The 15,900-nt window shown below is 72.8% G+C and carries 17 protein-coding genes; 9 read left to right on the top strand and 8 right to left on the bottom strand.

Going from position 1 to position 15,900, the window contains the following annotated elements; genetic code table 11:
* Positions 1-70 precede the first annotated feature (70 nt).
* Positions 71-1,261 (top strand): MBL fold metallo-hydrolase, encoded by a 1,191-nt coding sequence (locus D1J63_RS04465; RefSeq protein WP_164712716.1) that lies wholly within the window; start codon positions 71-73, stop codon positions 1,259-1,261.
* A 165-nt stretch (positions 1,262-1,426) separates the two neighbouring features.
* Here the strand turns inward: D1J63_RS04465 and D1J63_RS04460 are convergent, their stop codons facing one another.
* Positions 1,427-1,798 (bottom strand): cupin domain-containing protein, encoded by a 372-nt coding sequence (locus tag D1J63_RS04460; RefSeq protein WP_125627820.1) that lies wholly within the window; start codon positions 1,796-1,798, stop codon positions 1,427-1,429.
* 109 nt (positions 1,799-1,907) lie between these two features.
* Between D1J63_RS04460 and D1J63_RS04455 the strand changes: the two genes are divergently transcribed.
* Positions 1,908-2,606, top strand: a complete 699-nt coding sequence (locus tag D1J63_RS04455) for an AraC family ligand binding domain-containing protein (RefSeq protein ID WP_125627819.1) — start codon at positions 1,908-1,910, stop codon at positions 2,604-2,606.
* Here the strand turns inward: D1J63_RS04455 and D1J63_RS04450 are convergent.
* The 7 genes from D1J63_RS04450 to D1J63_RS04420 are packed head-to-tail and all read right to left on the bottom strand — an operon-like array spanning position 2,566 to position 9,353.
* Positions 2,566-3,318, bottom strand: a complete 753-nt coding sequence (locus D1J63_RS04450; protein ID WP_125627818.1) for an SDR family oxidoreductase — start codon at positions 3,316-3,318, stop codon at positions 2,566-2,568. The two genes, D1J63_RS04455 and D1J63_RS04450, sit on opposite strands and share 41 nt — an antisense overlap.
* The gene (locus D1J63_RS04445; RefSeq protein WP_125627817.1) at positions 3,315-4,286 is read right to left on the bottom strand and encodes a fumarylacetoacetate hydrolase family protein; all 972 of its coding nucleotides are present in this window, start codon (positions 4,284-4,286) and stop codon (positions 3,315-3,317) included. Before D1J63_RS04445 ends, D1J63_RS04450 begins: the two co-directional genes overlap by 4 nt.
* An 11-nt stretch (positions 4,287-4,297) precedes the next feature.
* The gene (locus D1J63_RS04440; RefSeq protein WP_125627816.1) at positions 4,298-5,230 is read right to left on the bottom strand and encodes a VOC family protein; all 933 of its coding nucleotides are present in this window, start codon (positions 5,228-5,230) and stop codon (positions 4,298-4,300) included.
* 4 nt (positions 5,231-5,234) lie between these two features.
* Positions 5,235-6,233 (bottom strand): amidohydrolase family protein, encoded by a 999-nt coding sequence (locus D1J63_RS04435; protein WP_164713148.1) that lies wholly within the window; start codon positions 6,231-6,233, stop codon positions 5,235-5,237.
* A gap of 5 nt (positions 6,234-6,238) precedes the next feature.
* Positions 6,239-7,369 (bottom strand): FAD-dependent oxidoreductase, encoded by a 1,131-nt coding sequence (locus D1J63_RS04430; protein WP_125627814.1) that lies wholly within the window; start codon positions 7,367-7,369, stop codon positions 6,239-6,241.
* 23 nt (positions 7,370-7,392) lie between these two features.
* Positions 7,393-8,355: a cyclase family protein gene (locus D1J63_RS04425; RefSeq protein WP_125627813.1), complete on the bottom strand. Its 963-nt coding sequence runs from the start codon at positions 8,353-8,355 to the stop codon at positions 7,393-7,395.
* Positions 8,352-9,353 (bottom strand): fumarylacetoacetate hydrolase family protein, encoded by a 1,002-nt coding sequence (locus tag D1J63_RS04420; RefSeq protein WP_125627812.1) that lies wholly within the window; start codon positions 9,351-9,353, stop codon positions 8,352-8,354. Before D1J63_RS04420 ends, D1J63_RS04425 begins: the two co-directional genes overlap by 4 nt.
* 126 nt (positions 9,354-9,479) lie before the next feature.
* On the opposite strand from D1J63_RS04420, the gene D1J63_RS04415 reads away from it, so the two are divergent.
* The 7 genes from D1J63_RS04415 to tdh all read left to right on the top strand — a co-directional run bounded on the left by D1J63_RS04415 (position 9,480) and on the right by tdh (position 15,892).
* Positions 9,480-10,457 carry a LysR family transcriptional regulator gene (locus tag D1J63_RS04415; protein WP_241235507.1) on the top strand — a complete coding sequence of 326 codons (978 nt, stop codon included), beginning with the start codon at positions 9,480-9,482 and terminating at the stop codon, positions 10,455-10,457.
* Between the two features lie 215 nt (positions 10,458-10,672).
* Entirely contained in the window at positions 10,673-12,559 is a 1,887-nt protein-coding gene (locus D1J63_RS04410) for an ATP-binding protein (protein ID WP_125627811.1), read from the top strand.
* A 122-nt stretch (positions 12,560-12,681) separates the two neighbouring features.
* Entirely contained in the window at positions 12,682-13,119 is a 438-nt protein-coding gene (locus D1J63_RS04405; protein ID WP_102931661.1) for a roadblock/LC7 domain-containing protein, read from the top strand.
* 2 nt (positions 13,120-13,121) lie between these two features.
* Positions 13,122-13,496 (top strand): DUF742 domain-containing protein, encoded by a 375-nt coding sequence (locus D1J63_RS04400; RefSeq protein ID WP_125627810.1) that lies wholly within the window; start codon positions 13,122-13,124, stop codon positions 13,494-13,496.
* Positions 13,474-14,103 carry an ATP/GTP-binding protein gene (locus D1J63_RS04395; protein WP_164712715.1) on the top strand — a complete coding sequence of 210 codons (630 nt, stop codon included), beginning with the start codon at positions 13,474-13,476 and terminating at the stop codon, positions 14,101-14,103. The genes D1J63_RS04400 and D1J63_RS04395 overlap by 23 nt, the downstream gene beginning before the upstream one ends.
* Positions 14,100-14,675 (top strand): GAF domain-containing protein, encoded by a 576-nt coding sequence (locus D1J63_RS04390; RefSeq protein ID WP_125627809.1) that lies wholly within the window; start codon positions 14,100-14,102, stop codon positions 14,673-14,675. The genes D1J63_RS04395 and D1J63_RS04390 overlap by 4 nt, the downstream gene beginning before the upstream one ends.
* A 188-nt stretch (positions 14,676-14,863) precedes the next feature.
* The gene (gene tdh, locus D1J63_RS04385; RefSeq protein ID WP_125627808.1) at positions 14,864-15,892 is read left to right on the top strand and encodes an L-threonine 3-dehydrogenase; all 1,029 of its coding nucleotides are present in this window, start codon (positions 14,864-14,866) and stop codon (positions 15,890-15,892) included.
* Positions 15,893-15,900: the final 8 nt, after the last annotated feature.

Below are 15,900 nucleotides of genomic sequence, written 5' to 3'. Positions count from 1 at the left end.
CGTTCGAGGTGACGTAGGACGAGACGAAGACGAACAAGACGAGAGCCTGACCGCTCCACCTGGAGGTACCGTGGCCGCTTTCCGTTCCCCGAGTCCCGGGTTCAGCGTGCCGCGGCCCGCGGCCTTCGGCGCGGACCCGGGTGGCGAGCGGATGGCGCGCATCCGCAGGTCCCCGCACTTCCGCGACGGCGTCTTCCAGAACCCCGGCGGCCCCGCCCGGACCCGGCCGTCCGGCTCGGCCACCGAATTCGCCAAGATCTACTTCGACAAGCAGGCGCGGCTGGGCCGGTCCCCGCGGGGCTCCGTCCCGGTGCACGCCACCACCCTGGCCGACATCGCCAAGCCGCCCGCCACCGGACTCCGGCTGACCTGGATGGGCCACTCCAGTGTGCTCGCCGAGATCGACGGGCAGCGCGTGCTCTTCGACCCCGTGTGGGGAGAGCGCTGCTCCCCGGTCCCCTTCGCCGGCCCCAAGCGCCTGCACCCGGTCCCGCTGCCGCTGGCCGCCCTCGGCCCCGTCGACGTCGTCGTCATCTCCCACGACCACTACGACCACCTGGACATGCCGACCATCAAGGCGCTGGCCCGCACGGACACCGTGTTCGCCGTGCCGCTCGGCGTCGGCGCCCACCTCGAACACTGGGGTGTCTCCCCCGGTCGGCTGCGTGAGCTGGACTGGCACGAGTCGACGCGCGTCGGCGGCCTCACCCTCACCGCCACCCCGGCCCGGCACTTCTGCGGGCGCGGGCTGCGCAACACCCAGCACACCCTCTGGGCGTCCTGGGTCGTCGCCGGGGAGGAGCACCGCGTCTACCACAGCGGCGACACCGGCTACTTCGACGGATTCCACGACGTCGGTGCCGCGCACGGCCCGTTCGACGCCACGATGATCCAGCTCGGGGCGTACGCCGAGTTCTGGCCGGACATCCACATGACCCCCGAGGAAGGCGTCCGCGCCCACCTCGACCTCCAGGGCGGCCGCCCGCACGGCACCCTGCTGCCGATCCACTGGGGCACCTTCAACCTGGCGCCGCACGCGTGGGCGGAGCCGGGGGAGTGGACGAGGGACGCGGCCGGGGAGGCGGGCCAGGCGGTGGCGTTCCCCAGGCCGGGGGAACCGTTCGAGCCCGCCGGGACGCTGCCGCTGGAGCCCTGGTGGCGGACGGTGTCCCAGCCGATCGCGCATCCGTGGCGACGTCCCCGGATCGCCGAGGGAGTGGCCGGGACCAGCAGGGGGGATCTGGACCTCGCGGGCGGGTGAGCGGTGATGTCGGTCGGGGACGAGCCGGGGGAGACGCTGCGGATGCTGGAGCGTCTCCCTGGTGACGAACGGGATCCGGATACCACCGTCGCCGCGTGACGTTCGCTGCTGCTGCGCCACCGGAACGCCCGCCGCCCCGACATGCCCGGCCCCATGCGCCACGCGTCAGTCGAGGATCTCGGCCGGCTTGGTCATCGGTCCGCCTGTGTCACCGGTGTTGAGTGTTCCTGTCGGTTCGAACAGCAGGATGGCGGTCTCCTCGTCCGCCACGGGGCAGTGCTCGACCCCGCGGGGAACCACGAACAACTCGCCGGGTTCCAGGACCACTTCGGCGTCCCTGAGCTGGATCCTGAGCCGTCCGCTGATGACCAGGAACAGTTCGTCGGTGTCCTCGTGTGTGTGCCAGACGAACTCCCCCTTCAGTTTGGCCACCTTGACCTCGTAGTCGTTGAGTACAGCCACCCGCTTCTGCGACCACAGCTCGCTGAACCGCGCCAGCTTGTCGGCGAGGTTGACGGGGACGACGGACCTGGGCATGGGGAATCCCTCCTCGAGGCCGGTCAACCGGGGCGACTCCTCGGGCGCCCTTCGGCCGGCTTCACGAGCCTGCCGCGCTCGGACGGTGCCGGTCTTGTACGTTCCTGGCATGACCGGCGACCGATCCCGCGCGTCCATCAGCGCCTGGAAGCCCCGGGTCCCAGGCATTTCCGAGGTCTTCCACGCGCACTTCACCGACCACGCGTACCCGGCCCACACCCACGACACGTGGGACCTGATGATCCTCGACGACGGGTCTGTCGACTTCGCACTCGACCGCCGCCGTCATGGGGCGACCGGCGACTCCTGCGTCCTCCTGTTGCCGCCCGGCGTCCCCCACGACGGCCGGACCGTCACCGCATCCGGTTTCCGCAAGCGCAACCTCTACCTCGACGTCTCCGTACTCCCTCAACGGCTGGCCGGCCGCGCTGTGGACACCCCGGTTCTCAAAGACCGGCTGCTTCGTCACCGGATACACCAGTTGCACGCCGCTCTTGCATATGGGGGAGGCGAGTTGGAGGCCGAGTCCCGCCTGTCGTTCATACAGGAACGGCTCCACTTCCATCTCGCCGCGCTCCGCCCCGGCGGACCGGGGCGTGCGGCACACCGGCCCGCCACCGAGTCGCGGGACGTACTGGACTCCCGGACACGCGTCGGCATGTCCCTGCGCGAAGCCGCCGCCGTCCTGCACGCCCACCCCGCCCACCCCACCCACCTCACCGGCAAGCGCATCGACCAGGCACGAAAGCTTCTCCCCTCCGGCCACCTCAAGGCGTTCCCTCGCGCAGGGCGTCCGAGACGGACTTGACGCCGCCGTGTGCGGTCATGCCGCCGTCGACCGGGATCTCCGCGCCGGTGATGAAGGACGCGTCGTCGGACAGCAGGAACACGACCAGGGGCGCCACCTCCCCGACGGTCCCCGTACGGCCGAGCGGCGTTTCCCGGATGTTGGCCTCGCGGAAGGCGGGCGCGGCGGAGGCGGTCATCCCGGTCTCGATGTAGCCCGGGTGGATCGTGTTGACGCGGATGCCGCGCGGGCCCAGCTCCAGGGCCGCCGCCTTCGACAGGCCGCGCAGCGCCCACTTGCTGGCCGTGTAGGCGACCGGGTAGTGCGCCGTGAGGGCCGCCGAGGAGCCGACGTTGACGACGGAGGAGCCCGGCGGCATGAGCGGGGCGAGGTGCTGGATGCCGAGCAGCGGGCCGGTGACGTTGACCGCGTGGACGCGGGCCATGTCCTCGGGGCGCACCTCGCCGACGCGGGCCCGCCAGGTGATGCCCGCGTTGTTGACCAGGCCGTGCACCTGTCCGTACGACTCCCGCAGCTCGGCGGCCAGTTCCGTCCAGTCCGCCTCGTCGGTGACGTCCAGGCGTCGGCAGCCGGGCGCCTCGGTGGCGTCCGTGGCGACGACGCGCGCCCCCTCCCGGGCGAGGGCCTCGGCCTCGGCGGCGCCCTGCCCGCGGGCCGCGCCGGTGACGACGACGACTTTGCCGAGCAGCCTCTTGCCGTGCGGGTCGCTCACGGCCGCTCCCGGGACCGGCGTCGGCCCGTGGGCAGGGGGACGGGCTCGGCGCCGGGGACCACGGTGTTGGTCAGCGTGCCGATGCCCTCGACCGTGAGGGTGACGGTGTCGCCGGGCTTCAGCGGCGGCGGGTTCCGCTCGCCGCGCCGGCCCCACAGTTCGGCGAGGCAGCCGCCGTTGCCACAGGTGCCGGAGCCGAGGACGTCGCCGGGGACGACGCGGGTGCCGCGGGAGGCGTAGGCGGTCATCTCCTCGAAGGTCCAGCTCATGTTGGACAGCAGGTCCTCGCCGACCCGCTCGCCGTTGACCTCGGCGGTCAGGGCCAGGCGCAGGAAGCCGTCGGCGTCCCGGTGCGGTTCCAGCGCGTCGGCGGTGACGAGGTACGGGCCGAGGGTGGTGGCGGTGTCCTTGCCCTTGCAGGGGCCGAGGCCGACCTTCATCTCCGCGCCCTGCAGATCGCGCGCGGACCAGTCGTTGAAGACGGTGTAGCCCACGATGTGGTCCCGCGCCCGCTCCGGGGTGAGGTCGCGGCCTTCCCGGCCGATCACGGCGCCCACCTCCAGCTCGAAGTCCAGGACGGCCGACCCGGGCGGGACCGGTATCTCGTCGCGGTGCCCGTAGATCGCGTGGGGGTTGGCGAAGTAGAACGTCGGAGCCGCGTACCACTGCTCGGGGACGCCGCCGGTGCCCTCCACCGACCGGCGCACCCCCTCCACGTGCTCCTCGAAGGTCACGAAGTCCCGCACCGACACCGGCTGGAGCGGCGGCAGCAGCCGGACCTGGGAGACGTGCGGACCGGCGGGCCCGGCGAGGGCCGTCGAGCCGGCGGCGAGCAGTCCGGGGAGTCCCGAGGTCTGCCGGATCAGTGCGGTGAGCGAGGTGACGCCGGGCAGGGGGAAGAGGGTGCCGTCCTCTTCCACCACCGCTGCCCGGCGGCGCTCTTGGTGTTCGTAGGCGGCGAAACGCATTTCCGGCCCCCCTACACCGGCGGGGCGACGAAGACGCCGCGATCGGGGTCGTTGAAGGACTCCTGGGCGACGAGTTCGTTCATGGGGTTGGCGGTGCCCCACTGGTCGGTGACCTCGGGCCTGGAGAAGTCGTAGACGTGGGGGTGCCAGGTGTCCTCGTCGAGGCACTCCAACTCGGTGGTGTATTCGACGGTGTTGCCGTGCGGGTCGAGGAAGTAGGTGAAGGTGTTGTCGCCCGCCATGTGCCGGCCCGGCCCCCAGATCTTCTTGAAGCCCGCCCGCATGACCCGGCCCGAGCCCCGCATGTACTCGTCGAGGCCGCGCATCTCGAAGGAGACGTGGTGCAGGGCGGTGTGCGGGCCCTTGGCGATGGCCATCGAGTGGTGCTGGTTGCTGATCCGCATGAAGTGCATGACGTCGCCCATGTGCGGCGAGCCGAGCGTGTCGGAGAGTGCGAAGCCCAGGTGGCGCTCGTACCACTCCCGCGTGCGGTTCAGGTCGGGGGAGTTGAGGACGACGTGGGAGAGCTTGACCGGGATCGACTCCTTCTCCTCGATCCTGCGGTGCTGCCTGACCTCGACGTCGGCGGAGACCTCGATGGTGCGGCCGTCGACGTCGAAGAACCGGAAGCCGTAGCCGCCGCCGGGGGTGTCGACCCTGCCCGGGCGGGAGATCAGCCGCACGCCGCCCGCGAGGAGTCGCTCGGCGAGGGTGTCGACGTCGGCCGCGGACGCGGCGCCGTAGGAGACGAGGTCGAGGCGCTTCTCGTCGGCCTTGCGCAGCCGTACGACGTACTGCTCGGGGGAGCCCTCGGCGGCCAGGAAGGAGATGCCGGAGTCCTCGGCGACCTTGGTCAGGCCCCAGACACCGGAGTAGAAGTCGAGCTGTTTGTCGTAGTCGGGCACGGCGAGGTCGACGTGCCGCAGGTGGGTGAGCAGACGCATGGTGTCAGTCCTTCCGGAGGAGGGCGGCGGCGTTGCCGCCCCGGACGGCGTGGAAGTCGGCCTCGGGCAGTCGCGCGGCGCGCAGGGCGCCGACCGGGTCCTCGGTGCCCATGTCGAAGGGGAAGTCGGAGCCGAGCAGCACCCGGTCGGCACCGGCGACGCGGACCAGTTCGCGCAGCACGCCCGGGTCGTGGACGAGGGAGTCGAAGTACAGGCGCTTCAGATAGCTGCTGGGCGGGTGGGCGCAGCCGGCGCCCGCGTCGGAGCGGGCCGACCAGGCGTGGTCGGAGCGGCCGATGTGGGTAGGCAGGTAGCCGCCGCCGTGTGCGGCGATCAGCCGCAGACCGGGGTGCCGGTCGAGCACGCCGGAGAAGATCAGGTGGGAGAGGGCTACGGCGTTCTCGGTGGGCTGGCCGACGGTGTTGGACAGGTACCACCGGTCCAGGCGCTCGCCGAGGGTGCAGCCGAAGGGGTGCAGGAAGAGCAGCGCGCCCGTCTCCTCGGCCCGGGACCAGAAGGGTTCGTATGCCGCGTCGGAGAATTCGCGTCCGGGGGCGTGGCTGGAGACCTCCACGCCGAGCAGCCCCTGGGCGAGGGCGTGGTCCAGGGCGCGGACCGCCTGCTGCGGGTGCTGGAGCGGGACCAGCCCGAGTCCGCGCAGCCGCTGGGGGGCGGCCGAACAGTGCGCGGCGGTGGCCTCGTTGGCGAGCCGGTACACCTTCTCGGCGGTCTCCTCGTCGGCCCAGTAGTGGTAGTGCGAGGGGGAGGGGCTGACCAGTTGTACGTCCACGCCCTGGGCGTCCATCGCTGCCAGGCGCACGGTCACGTCCGTCAGGCGGGGGAAGCGCTCGCGCACCATGGGGCCGCTGACGGCGAGGGCGGCGGGACCGTTGCGCCGGGCGTCCAGCGCCTTGGCCTCGGCGTGTCCGGGCAGACCGGCGACGAGGGCGTCGACCTCGGGCAGCAGGACATGGGCGTGCACGTCCACGGTGGGCGGGGACACGGGGGTCACGGCAGCTCCCGGAGCATGGTCATGGTGCGGCCCATCAGGCCCGGTACATCGGCGTCGCGCACCCCGTCGAGCTGCCACTGCCCGATCTGCACGGACGCCTCCACCACGGGCCGGACACGGGCGATGCGCCGCTCGTAGTACGCCTGGAGCAGGGCGTCGTCCCATCTGTCGGACCCGGTCAGCATCTGCGCGAGCACCCAGGCGTCTTCGAGCGACAGGGCGGCCCCCTGGGCGAGGGTGGGCGGGCAGCAGTGCGCGGCGTCACCGACCAGCACGACCCGGCCGCGGTGCCAGGCACCCTCCACCAGCATCCGGTCGAACCACGTGTAGTTGACCTCGGCCGGGTCGGTGATGTGTGCGGTGATCTCCGGCCAGAAGCCGCCGTAGGCGGAGGCGAGGTGCCGCATCTCGTCGGCGTACGACTCGGGCGGTATGGAGGCGCGGTCGCGGTTGGCCTCGACGACGTACGCGTAGAGCGTCGTCTCGCTGGTGGGGCAGTAGCCGGCGATGTACGCCGGCCCGCCGTAGGCGAGGTCGGTGCGGGTCAGGGCGGCCGGTCGCGGGGCGGCGATGCGCCAGATGGCCATGCCGGTGGGCTCCGGCCTGTCGGCGATGCCGATCGCGGCGCGGGTGGCGGAACCGACGCCGTCGGCGGCGATCACCAGGTCGTAGCGGGCCTCGGTGCCGTCGCCGAGGCGTACGGTGACACCGTCGGCGTCGTTGTCCAGGATGTCGGCGGTGGTGCCGAGGCGGACGGTGGCGCCGCTGGCGCGCACGGCGTCGATGAGGATCCGCTGGAGCCGCGGGCGTTGCATGCCGACGGTCGCGGGCAGGTCGTCGCCGCCGGTGCGCAGGTCGTCCTGGGCGTGCAGGACGGTGCCGTCGGGGGCGGTGATGCCGACCGAGCCGAAGCCGAATCCGGACGCCTCCACCTGCTCCCACACGCCGAGTTCGCGCAGCACCCGCAGGGCGTTGCCCTGGAGGGTGATGCCCGAGCCGGCGGTGGCGTTCCAGTCGTCCTTGGCCTCGACCAGGTCCACGCCGAGACCGGCACGGCGCAGCAGGACGGTCACGGCGTTGCCGGCCGCGCCGCCGCCGACGACGAGGACCGTGCGGGGCTGGGTCATGAAGAACTCCTTCGTTCCCCGGTCTACTTGACCGCGATCGGATTGACGGGCGAGCCGACCGCCCCGGTGATGGGCAGCGGCGCCGCGGTGAGCCAGAAGTCGTACCGTCCGTCGGCCGCGCAGTCCTCGGCAAGGGCGTCCAGGTCCCACATCTCGCCGATCAGCAGGCCGATGTGGGGGATGGCGACCTGGTGCAGCGGCTGGAAGGCGTGCTCGAACTCGTTCGGGCGGACCTCGAAGCCCCAGGTGTCGGTGGCGATCGCCGCGATCTCGCTGCCGTGCAGCCAGCCCGCCGTGGTGAACGACAGCCCGGGCGCGGGGCCGCCCGCGTAGTCGCCCCAGCCCTCCCGGCGGGCGCGGGCCAGCTGCCCGGTGCGCACCAGCACGATGTCCCCGCGCCCCACGGTCGCGCCCTGGGCCTCGGCGGTCGCCGTCAGGTGCTCCTCGGTGATCGGGAAGCCGTCGGGCAGTTCCCCGTCCCGGCCGGCGGCGCGGCCGACGTCGAGCAGGACACCGCGCCCGGCGACGTGCGGGGCCATGTGCTCGATGCCGGTGACCAGGTCGCCGTCGGAGGTGACGACCTTCTCGGCCGGACGCCCGTTCCACGCCCTGCCGTGGTCGAAGACGTGCCCGAGCCCGTCCCACTGGGTGGAGCACTGCAACGGCATCGCGACGACGTCGTCGGCGCCGCCGATGCCGTGCGGGAAGCCCTGGTTGCCGAGGGCGGCGTCGGTGCCGGTGTCGAGCATGGTGTGCACCGGGTTGGTGCGCCGCCGCCAGCCCTTCTGCGGGCCGTTCATGTCGAAGCGCTGGGACAGCGAGAAGCTGACCCCGCGCCGGATCAGCGCCGCGCCCTCCCGGCGCTTCGCCGCGTCGAGGAAGTTGAGGGTGCCCAGGACGTCGTCCTCGCCCCAGCGGCCCCAGTTGGAGTACGCCTTCGTGGCGCGCGCTATCGAGCCCTCGGGGTCGGTGCGGTCCGGCGTCACCGGGTCGCCTCCGCCACGCAGCGGGTGCGCTGGGCCCCGAGCCCGGTGATGGCGGCGTCCATGACGTCGCCGTCGCGCAGCAGCCGGCCCCAGTGCATGCCGTTGCCGGCCGGGGAGCCGGTGAGCACCAGGTCGCCGGGCAGCAACCGGGCGGTCTGCGAGGCGTAGGACACCATCCGTGCCACGTCGAAGATCATGTCCCGGGTCGACTCGTCCTGCATGGTCTCGCCGTTCAGTTTCAGCGTCAGACGCAGGTCGCCCGGGTCCCCGACCGATCCCGCCGGCACGATCCAGGGGCCGAGCGGCGTGAACCCGGGCGCGTTCTTGCTGCGCAGCCAGTCGGTCCCGATCTGCGGCATGTCCCGGCGGAAGACGGTCGCGCGGTCGGTGAGGTCGTTGGCGATCGTGTATCCGGCGACGTGGTCGAGGGCCTCCTCGACGGACACGCGGTGGGCGGGGCGGCCGACGACCGCCGCCAGCTCCAGTTCCCAGTCGGGCTTCCCGGCCCAGGCGGGCAGCACGACGTCGTCGTAGGGGCCGGTGATCGCGCTCGGCAGGCCGAGGAACACGTACGGCAGATCCTCGGCGGCCCGCCGGTCCATGATCTCCGCGGCCTCCGCGCGCCGCTCCTCCTCCGGCCGGTCGTCGCCCGGGACCCGGTGGGCGACGTGCAGGTCGATCACGTGTTGCCGGTAGTTGGCCCCCGACTGGAAGACCTGCCGCGGCTCCACCGGCGCGTGCACCCGGAAGGCCGCGAGCGGCCGACGCGCCGGACCGGCGTCGTCGGCCAGCGCCCGCAGCCGCGGCAGTGCCGTCTCCCAGCTCTCCAGCAGAGTCCGGACGGTCGGGTGTTCGTCGCCGAACGCGGCACGCAGATCGAGCACTTGGGCGTCTGCGGTGACGAGGGCGGGGAAGGCGGGGCCCTCGGGAGCGGAAAGGGTGGCCAGGGCGAAGGGTCCGGCGAAGGGGGCGGACGCGGCTTCAGGTTTCACGGACAGGTCCTCCTGATTGCGATGGCACTAATCTGGACCCGCCCCTCACGATCACGGAAATCGATTCTGTGGATGGCCGTCATCCACGGGCCGAATTCCCGCAGGTCGGCGCCGGACAGCTAGGGAACCGCCGTGAATCTCAGTCGCCTGGACCTCAACCTCGTGGTCGCCCTGCGCGCCCTCCTCGAGGAACGCAACGTCACCCGCGCCGGACAGCGCGTCGGCCTCAGCCAGCCCGCCATGAGCGCCGCCCTGGCCCGGCTGCGCCGCCACTTCGACGACGACCTCCTCGCCCGCGTCGGTGGCCACTACGAGCTCACCGCCCTCGGCCAGGTCCTCCTGGACCGCACCGCCACGGCGTACGACGTGCTGGAACGCCTCTTCGCCAGCCAGGCGGACTTCGACCCCGCCGAGGAGCACCGGGAGTTCAAACTGATCGCCTCCGACTACGCGGTCGCGGTCTTCGGCACCGAGCTCGCCCGGGTCGTGCACGAGGAGGCGCCCGGCATCCGGCTGCGCTTCGCGCAGACCCCGCCCACGGTGGTGGACGCCACGGACGCACTGCTCAGCACGTCCGACGGCCTGCTGATGCCGCACGGGGTCATCAGCGACTTCCCCGCCACCGACCTGTACGGGGACCGCTGGGTCTTCCTGGTCGCCGACGACCATCCCGGTGTCGACGACCGCCTCACCCGCGAGGACCTGGCCCGGCTGCCCTGGGTCACCTACCAGCGCACCTACGACGCCCCGGCCGTGCGCCAGCTCGGCATGCTGGGCATCGAGCCCCGGGTCGAGGTCTCCGTGGACGGCTTCCAGCTCATCCCGCTGCTGGTGGCCGGCACCCGGCGCATCGCTCTCGTGCAGGCCCGCCTCGCCCGGCTCCTGGCGCCGCTCGCCGCCGTGCGCGTGGTGGAGCCGCCGTACGAGGCCGTACCGCTGCGGGAGGCGATGTGGTGGCATCCCGTGCACACCCACGACGCCGCCCACATCTGGCTGCGCGAGACCGCCGCCCGCGTCGGCAGACGCATGGCCCACGAGCCCGAAGGGGAACAGGCCGGTCCTGGTGAGCGCGAGTTCGGGGAAGGCCCTCGCCCCGATCACGGACAGTGAACGTTTTTGATCGGGAGGGACCGTTCTCGACCCCTCCGGAACGACTGCTTCACCGGCTTATCGGTCTGTCGTACGAGGCCTCATACCAGAGCGGGACGTTGTCCGGGGGACTTTGGCAACTGCCCACCGCACATGAGGGTGGGGCGACTACTGTCAGTGTCCGTCGGGCGACGTAGGGCCGACCAACCAGTACACGGACCAGTACGAGGACACCGATGTCTCACCTCCGCGCACCGGCCGCGCGCGCAGACCGCCGCGAGGGCGGGCGGCACGGCCGGCCGGCCCCGCGTACCACCGCCGCACCGACCGAGACCCACATACGGCCCCAACTCCTGCGGCTCGCCGTCCTGCCGCCGGTGGCGGTCGCCCTCAGCGCCTGCGCGGTCGTCCTGTTCACCGTCCGGTCCACCGGCGCGCGGCCCGGACCCGTCCTGTGGGGCGTACTCGCGGGGGCGGTCTCGGTGACCGTCGCGGCCGTCGTCATCGCCGCGGTCGCCGCCGACCGCGCCGCGCGGTCCGTGCACGACCGGGTCGGCGCCCTGCGCCGCAGCACCGCGCGCCGGGAGGGCGATCTGCGCGCCGTCGTGGAGGCGTTGCGCCGCGGCGAGGCGCCGTCCCCGCGCACACCGCGCGGCGCACCGCAGGCCGGCGCCGACGACTTCGATCTGCTCGCCGCCGATCTCACCCGCGCCCACGACGGCGCCGTCACCGCCGTCGTCCGCGCCGCCCAGCTCTCCAGCCAGGCGGGCAGCGAACAGAAGCTGGAGGTCTTCGTCAACCTCGCCCGGCGCCTGCAGTCCCTGGTGCACCGGGAGATCTCCATCCTGGACGAGCTGGAGAACGAGATCGAGGACCCCGACCTCCTCAAGGGCCTCTTCCACGTCGACCACCTCGCCACCCGCATCCGCCGCCACGCCGAGAACCTCGCCGTGCTCGGCGGCGCCGTCTCCCGCCGTCAGTGGAGCAACCCGGTCGACATGACCGAGGTGCTGCGCTCGGCCATCGCCGAGGTCGAGCAGTACTCCCGGGTCCGGCTGGTCCCGCCGGTCGACGGCACCCTGCGCGGTCACGCCGTCGCCGACGTCATCCACCTGCTGGCCGAACTCGTCGAGAACGCCACCCTGTTCTCCGCGCCGCAGACCCAGGTGCTGATGCGCGCCAGCCTCGTCACCTCGGGTCTCGCCGTCGAGGTCGAGGACCGCGGACTCGGCATGCCCGTCGGTGAACAGGACCGGATGAACGCCCTGCTCGCCGACCCCGACCAGGTCAACGTCGCCCGGCTGCTCGCGGACGGCCGCATCGGGCTGTTCGTCGTCTCCCAGCTCGCCAAGCGGCACGGGATCACCGTCCGGCTGCAGACCAACATCTACGGCGGTGTCCAGGCCGTACTCGTCGTGCCCCAGGCGCTGTTGGGCACGGAGCCCGGTGCGCTGCCCGGCGGCGCGGCCCGGCCGGCGCAGGCCATCGGTGCCGAGCCGGTGCCCGTGACGCCGCCCCGGCAGCAGTTGCGGGCCGTGCCTCCCGCAGTGCCGCAGGCCCCGGGCCCGTCCACCCTGCCGCAGGTACCGGCGCCGCCGGGCCAGCCGCCCCACGACGCACCCGCTCCGACCGCGCCGACGCCGCCGCCGGGACCGCCTTCCGCCGTACCCGCGCCCGCGCCCGTTGCCGCCCCTGCTCCCGAGGCGCCGGAGGCGTCCGGTCCGGTCGTGGTGCACCGGGCCGACGGCGCACCCGTGCCGCTGCCCGTGCGCGGCACGCACCGGAACCGGCCCACCCCGGCCGCCGCCGTGCCCGGTGTGCGGCCGGACGACCGGGGCGTCCTCGCCGAACACGCGGCCACCCCGCCCGTCCCGCGGCACAGCGCCGTGCGCGGCACCATGGGCAAGCCCCAACTGCCGCGCCGTCGCGCCCAGGAACACATCGCACCGCAACTGCGCGGCGGTCCCGCGCCCCGCCAGGAGCCCGAGCAGTACACCGGGCACGACCCGGGCCTGATGGCGGCCTTCCAGCGCGGCATCGGCCTCGCCGAGGCCCAGCAGCACGCCGAACCGGCGGCGCCCCTGACACCGACCCACGGCGACCCTGGTGCGTCGGCCGAATGACCGACCGTACGACCCGGCCCCCCTTCCCCTCCGCCCCCACGACCACCCCCACCTCCACGCCCTTGATCACCCTCACGACCAGCGCTCCCGCAGACCTTCGTACCCCAAGGAGTCGATCCACCATGGCGAGCGATGCGCCGACGACCGGCCAAGTGTCCGACCTCGACTGGCTGATGAGCGGCCTCGTCCAGCGCGTGCCGCACACGAGCAGCGCGGTGCTCCTGTCCGCCGACGGACTGGTGAAGTCCGTCCACGGCCTCGACCACGACAGCGCCGACCACATGGCGGCCCTGGCCTCCGGCCTGTACTCCCTCGGCCGCAGCGCCGGTGTCCGCTTCGGCGACGGCGGGGACGTGCGGCAGGTCGTCGTCGAACTCGACTCGACGTTGCTCTTCGTCACCACCGCCGGCTCCGGCACCTGCCTCGCCGTGCTGGCCGGCCGCGAGGCCGACGCGGCCGTGCTCGGCTACGAGATGGCGATGCTGGTCAAGAGCGTCCGCCCCTACCTGGTCACCGCGCCCCGGCAGCAGGCCGTCGAACCCCCGGCGATGAGGCCTTGACGGTGGCCGCGGCCGGCGACGGGCCCTGGCTCGACGACGCGGCCGGACGGCTGGTGCGCCCCTTCACCGTCAGCAACGGCCGTACCCGGCCCACCGTCGCGCTCGACCTGATGTCCCAGGTCATGGCCACCGGGGCGACCCCCCTCGGCTACCTCGGACCCGAGCACACGCAGGCACTCGACCTGTGCCGGGCGCCCCTCCCGGTCGCCGAACTCGCCGGCCGCCTGCGGCTTCCGGTGGCGGTCACCAAGGTGCTGCTCTCGGACCTCGTCGACTGCGGCGCGCTGACCACCAAACCCCCCGCCGCGTTCCACCACCATCCCACGGACCGGGCCCTTCTGGAGGCAGTGCTCGATGGACTACGACGACAGCTCTGACCACGCACACGGCGAAGGCGCCGACCCGTTCCCCACCGCCCTGAAGATCCTCGTGGCGGGCGGATTCGGCGTCGGCAAGACGACCTTCGTCGGCGCGGTCAGCGAGATCGCGCCGCTGAGCACGGAGGAACTGCTCACCACGGTCAGCGCCGCGACCGACAACCTCGACGGAATCGAGAACAAACTCGAAACGACCGTGGCCATGGACTTCGGCCGCCTCACCCTGGACGCCGAACACGTCCTGTACCTCTTCGGCACACCCGGCCAGGAACGCTTCTGGTTCATGTGGGACGAACTGTGCGAAGGCGCGCTCGGGGCGGTGATCCTCGCCGACACCCGCCGCCTGGAGGAGTCCTTCGCGGCGGTCGACTTCTTCGAGGAGCGCGGCCTCGGCTTCGTCGTCGCGATCAACGAGTTCGACGGCTCCTACCGCTACGACCCCGAGGAGGTGCGCGCGGCCATGGACCTCCACCCCGAGATCCCGATCGTGCGCTGCGACGCCCGGATCTCCAGCTCCGGCGTCCAGACACTGCTCACCCTGGTACGCCACCTCATCGCCCACACCCCGGCCACCGCCTCCGGGTTCGGCGCCGGGGTCCGCCCATGAGCTACGACCCGCCGCGCCCGGCCGGACGTCTGCTGCTCACCCCGGAGGACCGGGAGGCCCCCGAGCGGGTACGACGCCTGCGCCGGCTCGGTCTCGCGGAACGCGCCGACCCGGCCCTCGACGCCTTCGCCGCGCATCTCGCCGGTCTCGCCGAGGCGCCGTACGCGATGGTCAACTTCCTGGTGGAGGGCGGGCAGTTCTTCGCCGGGCTGTGGGTGCCGGAGGTCCCGCCGGTGACGCGCGGCGACGGGACCAGCCCCGAGTTCGGCCGGGTCCAGCCCCGCGACCACGGCTTCTGCCCCCACGTGGTGGTCCGGCGCAAGGCGCTGGTCCTGGAGGACGTGCGCGACTACCCGCGCTTCGCGGGCAACCCAGTAGTCGACGCCTTCGGTATCCGCTCCTACCTCGGCGCCCCGCTCATCGACGGCACGGGGACGGTGCTCGGCACCGTGTCCGCCGCCGACGTGCGCCCCCGCACCTGGGGCACCGCGGGCCTGGCGACGATCAAGTCGGCCGCGGCCGACCTCGTACGGCGCATCGAGCGCAGCGCGGAGGACGGGCTCCCGCTGTGAGTCCCGGGGCGATCGGCCGCCCGGGGCGTGCGGCGTGAAGGAAAGCTGCGGCCGGGCTTAAGAAAGGCTCGATGGACCGGGGGCGGTGTCGTACGGCAGATTGCTGTGCGATTCCCCTCCCCCTTCCCGGACGCGGGCCGCCTCGGCATGCCCACCGCCGGGACCTCACCCCGTCAGGAGCCGTAGCGTTGAAGGCGCTGGTCAAGGAGAAGGCGGAGCCCGGGCTGTGGCTCGCGGACGTGCCCGAGCCCGTCGTCGGACCCGGTGACGTGCTCATCAAGGTGCTGCGCACCGGCATCTGCGGCACCGACCTGCACATCCGGGCCTGGGACGGCTGGGCGCAGCAGGCCATCCGCACCCCGCTCGTCGTCGGCCACGAGTTCGTCGGCGAGGTCGTCGACACCGGCCGCGACGTCACCGACATCAAGGCCGGCGACCGGGTCAGCGGCGAGGGCCACCTGGTCTGCGGCAAGTGCCGCAACTGCCTGGCCGGCCGGCGCCACCTGTGCCGCGCCACCGTCGGCCTCGGCGTCGGCCGCGACGGGGCGTTCGCCGAGTACGTCGCCCTGCCCGCGTCCAACGTCTGGGTGCACCGCGTCCCCGTCGACCTCGACGTCGCGGCGATCTTCGACCCGTTCGGCAACGCCGTGCACACCGCCCTGTCCTTCCCGCTGGTCGGCGAGGACGTCCTCATCACCGGCGCCGGACCGATCGGCCTGATGGCCGCCGCCGTGGCCCGGCACGCGGGCGCCCGCAACGTCGTGATCACCGACGTGAGCGAGGAGCGGCTGGACCTGGCCCGCAAGGTCGGCGTCAGCCTCGGCCTGAACGTCTCGAACGCGACCATCGCCGACGGACAGCGCGAGCTGGGCCTGCGCGAGGGCTTCGACATCGGCCTGGAGATGTCCGGCCGCCCCGAGGCCATGCGCGACATGATCGCCAACATGACGCACGGCGGCCGGATCGCCATGCTCGGCCTGCCCGCCGAGGAGTTCCCGGTCGACTGGGCCCGCATCGTCACCTCCATGATCACCGTCAAGGGCATCTACGGCCGCGAGATGTTCGAGACCTGGTACGCCATGTCCGTGCTGCTCGAAGGCGGCCTCGACCTGGCCCCGGTGATCACCGGCCGGTACTCCCACCGCGACTTCGAGGCCGCGTTCGCCGACGCCGCGAGCGGCCGCGGCGGCAAGGTCATCCTCGACTGGACCGCGTAAGACACCGC

Origin of the sequence: Streptomyces sp. KPB2 (genome assembly GCF_003950055.1) — a bacterium.
Taxonomy (GTDB): domain Bacteria; phylum Actinomycetota; class Actinomycetes; order Streptomycetales; family Streptomycetaceae; genus Streptomyces; species Streptomyces salinarius.
The sequence above is the reverse complement of the archived record's forward strand: the minus strand, read 5'-3'. Positions and strand labels throughout refer to the sequence as shown.